Here is a 7713-nt window from a genome sequence, read left to right on the forward strand (position 1 = left end):
CCTGACGAATGATGAATAAGGAACAATATAAATAGGTCAGGATATTCCTACCGATAATTTTAAAATTAAAATTATGACAAAAAGAAAGTTCTTCGCGCCCTTGGTGGGCGCGGTGGTGTTGGGCTTATCTGCCTACGCCGGGTATCATGCTAATATTCTTACGTAATATACCATTGGTGTTATGATGGTGGAAATCGGGATGAATGTACGAGTGGCCATGTGCAATCTTATTTGTAAATGATGTATAATTCAAGAGGGGAGATATTATCGCCCCTCTTAATAAACTCTTTGTTTTTATGAAAACGATTTTATCTGTTTTATTAGTGATGGCATTTGTTTCTTGTTCAAAAAAAGATAGGTTCGCTAGAGATATAGAGAAGCGAGAACTTGATGCCAAGACGGATAGTACAATTACTATCAATATGGAAGAACACATGATTGCCCAAAAAAATCTAAGTGAAATAATTTGTGATGTGAGTTATTTGGAATTAGAAGCTACGGAGGGATCTTATTTGACAATTCCTATCAATATCAAGCTTACGGATAGTTTGATATATGTATTGGATTTGGATGAGCATTTGCGCTGTTTCAACCGTAATGGAAAATTCCTTCGTAACAGTTATAAAAAAGGCCGGGGACAAGGTGAGGTTATAAGTCTGTATGATTTTGATGTGGATAAAGACTATTTGTATTTGTTGGATGGGGCAAAATCCGCTATTTTAAGATACACCCATGATGGGCATTTCGTTGATTTATGTCAATTGCCTTTTAGGGCTATCCGTTTTAAACAGATGCACAATGGATGGTATCTGTTTGCGCTTGCTCCTTTTACCATGACGGACAAAGAAGAAAATTATAGTATAGTACTTACAGACAGTAGTTTTGCCGTGAAAAAGAAATATTTTGCATCTTTGGGGATAGAAAAATCTGCTCCCGTCGCGAGAACTCCTTATTTTGAGAATAGTGCAAATTCTGTTTATTTTGCTCCGATATATCAAAGAAGCATTTATCAGTTAAGAGATTCCATATTGTTTATGAAATACTATTTGAATTTCGGCACACCTTATTTTGAGCCTAGTAGGAACGTGAATGGGGAACAGGAATCCCAAGAGAAAGGGATATTGTATACTTACGGGAATCCTATTCATGCCAATGATTATCTGATTCAGAACTTTTATACCTCAAGAGAGGTTAAAGGTTTGTTCTTGTATGATATTCAAAAGGATGAATCCTTGTTCATAAAAGAAGTTATAAATGACATGGATAATGTTATCCGTTTTAATTTTGATCTTACGAAGTTTTATGATGTCCATCAAAATTTGTTTGTAGGCTTGACTGATGTTTATTTCAAGGGTTCTCATACGGAAGAAGAAATAAAAGAGGGAACATCCCATTTGTCAGACGATGTCAAGTCTGTATTAGTTAGAAATGAGGGTGAAGAGGGAATAAATCCAATTTTAATGTTTTATCGGCTTAGAAAGGATATAATAAAATGAGTGTGGTAAAGTTTGGAATAAACATTATATTTCTTCTTTTAGCCTGTGTGGTAGGAATATCGTGTAATGATGCTGAAAGAATCAAGGAAGAAATCAAAAGGATGCAACTGCAAGAGACTCATTTGCATTTGAATGTTAATGATTTGTAAATACCAATTCCCTTTTGTGCTTTTGGAATGGCTTGTTCGTATATAGAGGTAAAAAGTGCAAAGTAAAATGGAAACGGTTACAAAAAGGAAATGGAGGCTAGGTCGTCGCGTGTGGTTGCAACCAAGGGATGGACGTACGGACATGCGTGGGTTATATTTTTTGTTAAAGAGTAAGTATTTCCTCTCTTTCAAACGTATAATATATGTAAGGGTTTAGCGGATTGTGCTCCCCTTAATGAGAAATATTAGTTTTAATTAACTGAATAGGAGGGAAATATGAAAAAGTTTACATGTTTGTTAAGTTTGTGCCTGTGTCTCTTTGTTTGTTGCAAAGACGACATGGAGGCTGTGTTGCAGGTGGCCGGGGACAACCGTCCGGAGTTGGAAAAGGTCTTGTCGCATTATCGTGACGAACCGTTGAAGTTACGTGCCGCCCGTTTCCTGATAGGGAATATGGATGCCCATTATTGTTATGGCGGGAAAGCCGTGGACGGTTATTATCATGACATGGACAGTCTGTTTGCCCATAAGGATGGTGACCGTGGATTTTGGAATGCGCAGTATGACAGCGTTCTCAACCTCTACGGCAAAGGGTTGCATGCCGATGCCGGGCATAGGTTATATGATGTGGCACATCTGAAGTCCGATTTCCTGATAGCATCTATCGATAGTGCATTTAACGTGTGGAGGCGTAACTGGAACAAACAATACGACTTCGACGTGTTCTGCCGCTACGTGTTGCCCTACCGTGTGGGAGAAGAGCGTCCGGACCACTGGCGTGCCGAGTTCGCCATGTCGCCGGGCGAAGTGTCCGATTATGAACGCTACACCGACAATTATTCTTATGCCTATAACATGGCCAATACCCGTTTGCAATGGATTCGTTCCTCTATTTATTATCCTTCCTGTTTCCTCCCGGATTTTCCTTTGTCCATGTTGGGGCATCTTAAATTGGGCACGTGTAAGGAGTATTCCCACCTTTGCGTGGCCCTGCTCCGTACGGCGGGTATTCCTTCGGCAGTGGATTTTGTTCCGCAGTGGGGCAACCGTTCCTTGGGGCACGAATGGTGCGCCGTGTTGTTGGGCGAAGGGGTAACCATTCCGTTTGCACCGGGGGAACGGTTGGGCGAACATTTTGCCAAACGCAAAGAAGACCGTTTGCCCAAAGTGTTCCGGCAGACCTTTGAAAAACGTCCGGAATCCTTGCGGATGATAGCCCGCGAGGATGAGATGCTGCCGAAAGTGTTCGACACGCCTTGCATCGCCGACGTGACGGACGAATACATGGAAACTTCCGACGTGGCGGTCTGCCTCGAGCATCCGGAGTTGGCTGGTTCGCGTTTTGCCTATCTGGCAGTTTTCAATGACCGCGAGTGGAAGATTGTGCATTGGGGGCGTATTCGTGGTGGGCGTGCCGTGTTCAAGTCCATGGGACGCGGGGTGGTTTACCTTCCGGTGTATTACGGGAAATCCGGCATGCTGCGTGCAGGCGATGTTTTTCTTTTGGACAAACACGGCCGGGTTCGTAGCCTTGAACCGGACGAAACCGGAGGACGCATGCTGCGCCTGAAACGCAAGTTCCGCGACGACCGTTCCAACCAGTTCCTGCAAGGTGTCATAGGCGGTAAGTTCCAAGTGGCCAACCGCGAGGATTTCAGCGATTCGCTGACGGTACACGTGATATCCAAACTGGAAGACAACCGTTATCATACGGTACAGCTTTCGTATGAAGGGGAATATAAGTATTTCCGTTACCTTTCGCCCGACTGGTCGCGCGGCAACATGGCCGAGCTTTACACTTTCGATGCGGCAGGCGACACACTGAAGCCCAAACGCCTGTTGGGCAATTTCCATGTGCGCCCGTGGTGTGGCATGGAGAACCTTTTCGACGGTAACGTGCTGTCGTTCTATGATTCCCATGATGTGTACAATGTTTGGTACGGATGGGAAATGGAGCATCCCGGCAAGATAGCCCGTATCCGTTTCCTTCCGCGCAACGATGATAATTTCATCCGTGAGGGTGAAGACTATGAGCTGCTCTATTGGAAGCATGGCCGGTGGGTCTCCTTGGGGCACAAGAAAGGGAATGCCGATGGGATTCTGACGTACGACCGCGCACCGCTCCACGCCTTGTTCCTCTTGCGCAACCATACGAAAGGGCATGAAGAGCGCATCTTCACTTATGAATCCGGTCGGCAGGTATGGTGGTGAGCGGACGGCTTGATGAGATTTTTAATTAACTTTTAAATCATAGATGACGTGGAAAATTTGTTGGACAGATTCTGCATTGTATGTGGGATAGGAAAAATTTGGAAGGACAAGACAGACGTGCCTTTCGTTCCCGTAGTGGAAAATGCTGATTGTGATGTCTTGGTCGTGGATAGTAGGAAGAAGCTTCTGCTATATGGACGTTTACGGTATAAAATCCGCCGTCAGGTAGCTTTGGTATTGGAACATTTGCTTTGCAAACCGGATCATACTATACTTTATACAGATTTGAATGGCATTCTCGGCATGCAGGGGTATTTTGATGGTTCACGTTGTTCTCGCCAACGGGTACGGACGTTGAAACGGGACTTACGAAAAACTTTGAATGGTCTTCCGTTCGATGTCGTGCGCCCCTCTGCCGATTGCCTGCGTTTGGTCAGGACGGACGGCCATCCTTTGTTGGAAGAAGGGGAGGCTGACAATATGTAATTTCAGCCTTGGCGAGAATGCGTTATTCCGGGTCGTTGTGGGTAGCGGCGCGGAATAACGCATTCTCGTGCTCTCTCCGTTTTCCGAAAAGTCATCCATTTCCGTCTTTTGCTTGCTTTTATGTGGATGCCTTGTAGGGGTGTGCCGTGTTTTTTTTCTTCAGTGGTATTGTCCTTGTGTCCTTCACCTTGCATTTTGTCAGGCGTTTTATGACGGCAGAACCTTTTCAAATAAGTGTTTCAAGTGCGTTTTCATGGCTTTTTTCCCGTACCTGTGGCCGTTCAAAGTTGTTATTCTTGTTGTTTTCCGTTTTTTCTGCGGAGAATGATTTTCCACTTTCAGCCAAACGGTTTTTCGTTCGGCTTAGATTTTCGCGGAAATGTGCGTATGTCGTGCGCCGATGTGCCCCATAATCTTGCTTTTGTGGGCTGAAATAGGATGTGGATGGTGCTTTTCTCGTTATTCTCTTTTGCTCAAAACCATACTTTTTCTTTCGATTAGAAATGAAAAGATATCTTTTTGCTTGCTTTTTGACTCGCGTTTAACGTTATTTAATCATCTTGTAAAACAGACTGCGTATTAATGAATTGCGAAAAATGCTCACGTTTTTGCTCACGTTTTCCAAAATTTGCTCACGTTGCTCACGTTTTTGCTCACGCTGAAAATTGGGAAAGGTTGGAATTTGTTTGTTACTTAGCGGCAGAATTAAGAAAAGAAGAATCGGTATGAATATTTCTGCCGATAATTAAAAAAACAAAAATATGAGTAAAAGAAAATTCTTTGCGCCTTTGTTGGGCGCAGTGGTGTTGGGCCTGTCGGCCTACGCCGGGTATCGTACGTATGATGCGTACGATGGAGTGAGTGAGAGTGATTTGTTGTTGGCTAATGCGGAGGCGTTAGGTGGTGCTATCGAAGATTGGTGGAATTCTAAGACCCATGACTGTGTAGAAGATCAATGCTCTATTACTATTGGCCCCATTACATGGTATGGTAAGTATGAGAAATGCTTAGATGGTGATTCGTATGCTCACTGTACTGATTGTAAGATGTGTGATGCCGTAAGTGCTAATTGACCATAGTTTGTTCAGCATAATAGTTTTTATATTTTGTTGCTTTTCTTTTTAATTCCACGTTGGTGGTCGGCGAAAAGAAAGTGAAGTTGAAAAAAGTATAATTTAGAACTAAATTTTATGAAGAAAAAATTCTTTGCACCCTTGTTGGGTGCAGTGATGTTGGGCTTATCGGCCTATGTTGGGTATTGCACTTATGATGCGTACAATGGAGTGAGTGAAAGTGACCTTTTGTTGGCTAATGCTGAGGCGTTGGGCAGTGGTATCGAAGATTGGTGGGATTCTAAAGTCTATGATTGTGTAGAAGACCAATGCTCTGTTACCATTGGTGGTATTACATGGTATGGCACATATGAGAAATGCTTAGCGGGTAATTCGTATGTCCATTGTACTGAATGTAGAGAAAGTTGTAATGCTTTAAGTCCTATTTAACTACAGCTTTTCCTGTATAACAGGGCTTATAGTTTTATTGTACGTGTTATTGTAGAACTTTCGTTGGTGGAATCATTTTATGTGGTTCTACCAATTATAAAAAAAATAAAGATGAAAACAAATATAAAAAAATATTTTGCCATAGGCGTAAGTTGGTTCCTTTTTACCTTTTGTTCAAATTCACCAAAGAATACTTTTCTATCAAATTATTATATAGAAAATGATTCTATCCCATCTCTTTTTCTTGGAAATATGGAGGAGGGGGGCATTCTTAATTATTCTGATATATATGATACTTTATCTTTTGTGAAACTTGAAACAAATCCGGAAGCTCTTATTGGAAGAGTGTCTAAAGTTGAGATATTAAAGAATGGGGACTTTCTAATTTTTGATAATGCGAATGCTGGTATATTTGTATTCTCTTCAAAAGGAACTTTCTTGAACTTTATTGGGCATAGGGGTAATGGAGAGAAAGAATATATTACACCGGAAGATGTAGTATATGATACCTACAATGATGAAATTATTGTATGGGACCATAATAAGATGCACTTGATGTTCTTTCATACGGATGGAAAGTATATTCGTAAAATCAAACTTCCATGGTATATAGGTACTTTACAAGTATTAGATAAGGAACATATTGTTGTTTTTATGAACCACGGGGATGACATAGAACATGGATATGGTTATAATATTAAAGTTTTAGATAGGGATGGAGTTTTGGTATCTGAAGGTTTACCATATAGTGAACAGTTTGGGACTTTCAATCCTGCGTGTAAAATGGCGTTTTCCGTTTATAATGACACGTTATTTTGTAATCCTCCTTATTCTTCTATTGTTTATGAAGTTACCAAAGACAGTGTGTTACCGCGTTACTTCTTGGATTTTGGTGATTGTGCAATTCCCAAAGAATGGTTCGGACACATGGATAATCGTGAAATGAATCAGCGATTAGGACATAATCCTGATTTGGCATATTGTGGCTCTTTTCATGAAGCAACAAATTATTTCTTGTTGAATATTGTTAAAAACAGGATGGTCAATATTGGGTTATATCCCAAACAACGAAATATTGAGTCTTTATATGCTTCTTTTCTATGGAATGACTTATATGGTCTGGTTTCAAGTAATGTAATACAAACCGTAAGAGGAAACAAAGTTGTGAGCGTATTGTATGCTGATCAGTTTGAACCTTATCAAGAGGTCTTGGAAAAAGAGTCCAATTCAGAAGTGGTAAGAAAGAATATAGTTGATAAGCTATATGGTACAACATTCATGTCATTATTCAGTAAGAACAATGTGGCAGAAAAAGTTCGTGAACATATCATGTCTTCTCGTTTCGAAATAACTTCAGAAGAAAGATCCTTTATTCAAGGTATTAAGAGGTCTGATAATCCTATTTTACAAATTGGTATCCTTAAATAATCTGCTTTTTAGATGAACTTTAAATATTGTGTTTTCTTGATTATGAGCGTTCTTTGTCTGAGTTGTAAAAACAAGAATGCAGCAATGGAACAGATTGCACGAATGCAATCAGATGTAGTCGTTTTACCATTGGATTCCATGGATAATACCGGAGTATCGCCTTGCGTTCCAAGATTAGATGGATATAAGTTCATCGTATATTCAGATAGTTCAGATTGTTCTTCATGTTCTTTGCGAAAATTATATCAGTGGGATGAACTTTCGGAGTTATCAAAGCGATACGGAGATGGGGTTCAATTTATATTCATCTTTTCACCATCGAAAAAAAATCAGGGAATATTTGAATTGGCTATACGGAACGTACTATCTTCTTCCTTGATTTATATGGATACAACAAATATTTTTTCTCGTTTTAGAGCTTGTTTAAATTTTCCTGTTTGA

At 40.8% G+C, this 7713-nt stretch carries 7 protein-coding genes; all 7 read left to right on the forward strand.

What is annotated here, in order from left to right; translation table 11 throughout:
• The first annotated feature begins 296 nt into the window (after window positions 1–296).
• The 7 genes from HMPREF9442_RS08860 to HMPREF9442_RS16225 all read left to right on the forward strand — a co-directional run bounded on the left by HMPREF9442_RS08860 (window position 297) and on the right by HMPREF9442_RS16225 (window position 7713).
• Window positions 297–1496 (forward strand): BF3164 family lipoprotein, encoded by a 1200-nt coding sequence (locus tag HMPREF9442_RS08860; RefSeq protein ID WP_008627701.1) that lies wholly within the window; start codon window positions 297–299, stop codon window positions 1494–1496.
• Window positions 1497–1921: 425 nt separating this feature from the next.
• Window positions 1922–3856 carry a transglutaminase domain-containing protein gene (locus tag HMPREF9442_RS08865; RefSeq protein WP_040602874.1) on the forward strand — a complete coding sequence of 645 codons (1935 nt, stop codon included), beginning with the start codon at window positions 1922–1924 and terminating at the stop codon, window positions 3854–3856.
• A gap of 48 nt (window positions 3857–3904) precedes the next feature.
• Window positions 3905–4342, forward strand: coding sequence for a hypothetical protein (locus HMPREF9442_RS15370; RefSeq protein ID WP_008627707.1), 438 nt, complete (start codon window positions 3905–3907; stop codon window positions 4340–4342).
• 761 nt (window positions 4343–5103) lie between these two features.
• A complete protein-coding gene (locus HMPREF9442_RS08880) occupies window positions 5104–5415 on the forward strand; it encodes a hypothetical protein (RefSeq protein WP_008627711.1) in 312 nt (103 codons plus the stop codon).
• Window positions 5416–5532: 117 nt separating this feature from the next.
• A complete protein-coding gene (locus tag HMPREF9442_RS08885) occupies window positions 5533–5844 on the forward strand; it encodes a hypothetical protein (protein WP_008627713.1) in 312 nt (103 codons plus the stop codon).
• Between the two features lie 111 nt (window positions 5845–5955).
• Window positions 5956–7272, forward strand: coding sequence for a DUF4934 domain-containing protein (locus HMPREF9442_RS08890; protein ID WP_040602876.1), 1317 nt, complete (start codon window positions 5956–5958; stop codon window positions 7270–7272).
• 84 nt (window positions 7273–7356) lie between these two features.
• Complete coding sequence (locus HMPREF9442_RS16225) at window positions 7357–7713, forward strand: hypothetical protein (protein WP_147639898.1); 357 nt, start codon at window positions 7357–7359, stop codon at window positions 7711–7713.

This window comes from Paraprevotella xylaniphila YIT 11841, assembly GCF_000205165.1.
In the GTDB taxonomy this organism is placed as follows: domain Bacteria; phylum Bacteroidota; class Bacteroidia; order Bacteroidales; family Bacteroidaceae; genus Paraprevotella; species Paraprevotella xylaniphila.

Excerpts from the sequence above, each read along its gene's own strand:
- HMPREF9442_RS08890 (WP_040602876.1), top strand. The coding sequence starts at position 5,956 with ATGAAAACAAATATAAAAAAATATTTTGCCATAGGCGTAAGTTGGTTC.
- HMPREF9442_RS08880 (WP_008627711.1), top strand. The coding sequence starts at position 5,104 with ATGAGTAAAAGAAAATTCTTTGCGCCTTTGTTGGGCGCAGTGGTGTTG.
- HMPREF9442_RS08860 (WP_008627701.1), top strand. The coding sequence starts at position 297 with ATGAAAACGATTTTATCTGTTTTATTAGTGATGGCATTTGTTTCTTGT.
- HMPREF9442_RS08865 (WP_040602874.1), top strand. The coding sequence starts at position 1,922 with ATGAAAAAGTTTACATGTTTGTTAAGTTTGTGCCTGTGTCTCTTTGTT.
- HMPREF9442_RS16225 (WP_147639898.1), top strand. The coding sequence starts at position 7,357 with ATGGAACAGATTGCACGAATGCAATCAGATGTAGTCGTTTTACCATTG.
- HMPREF9442_RS08885 (WP_008627713.1), top strand. The coding sequence starts at position 5,533 with ATGAAGAAAAAATTCTTTGCACCCTTGTTGGGTGCAGTGATGTTGGGC.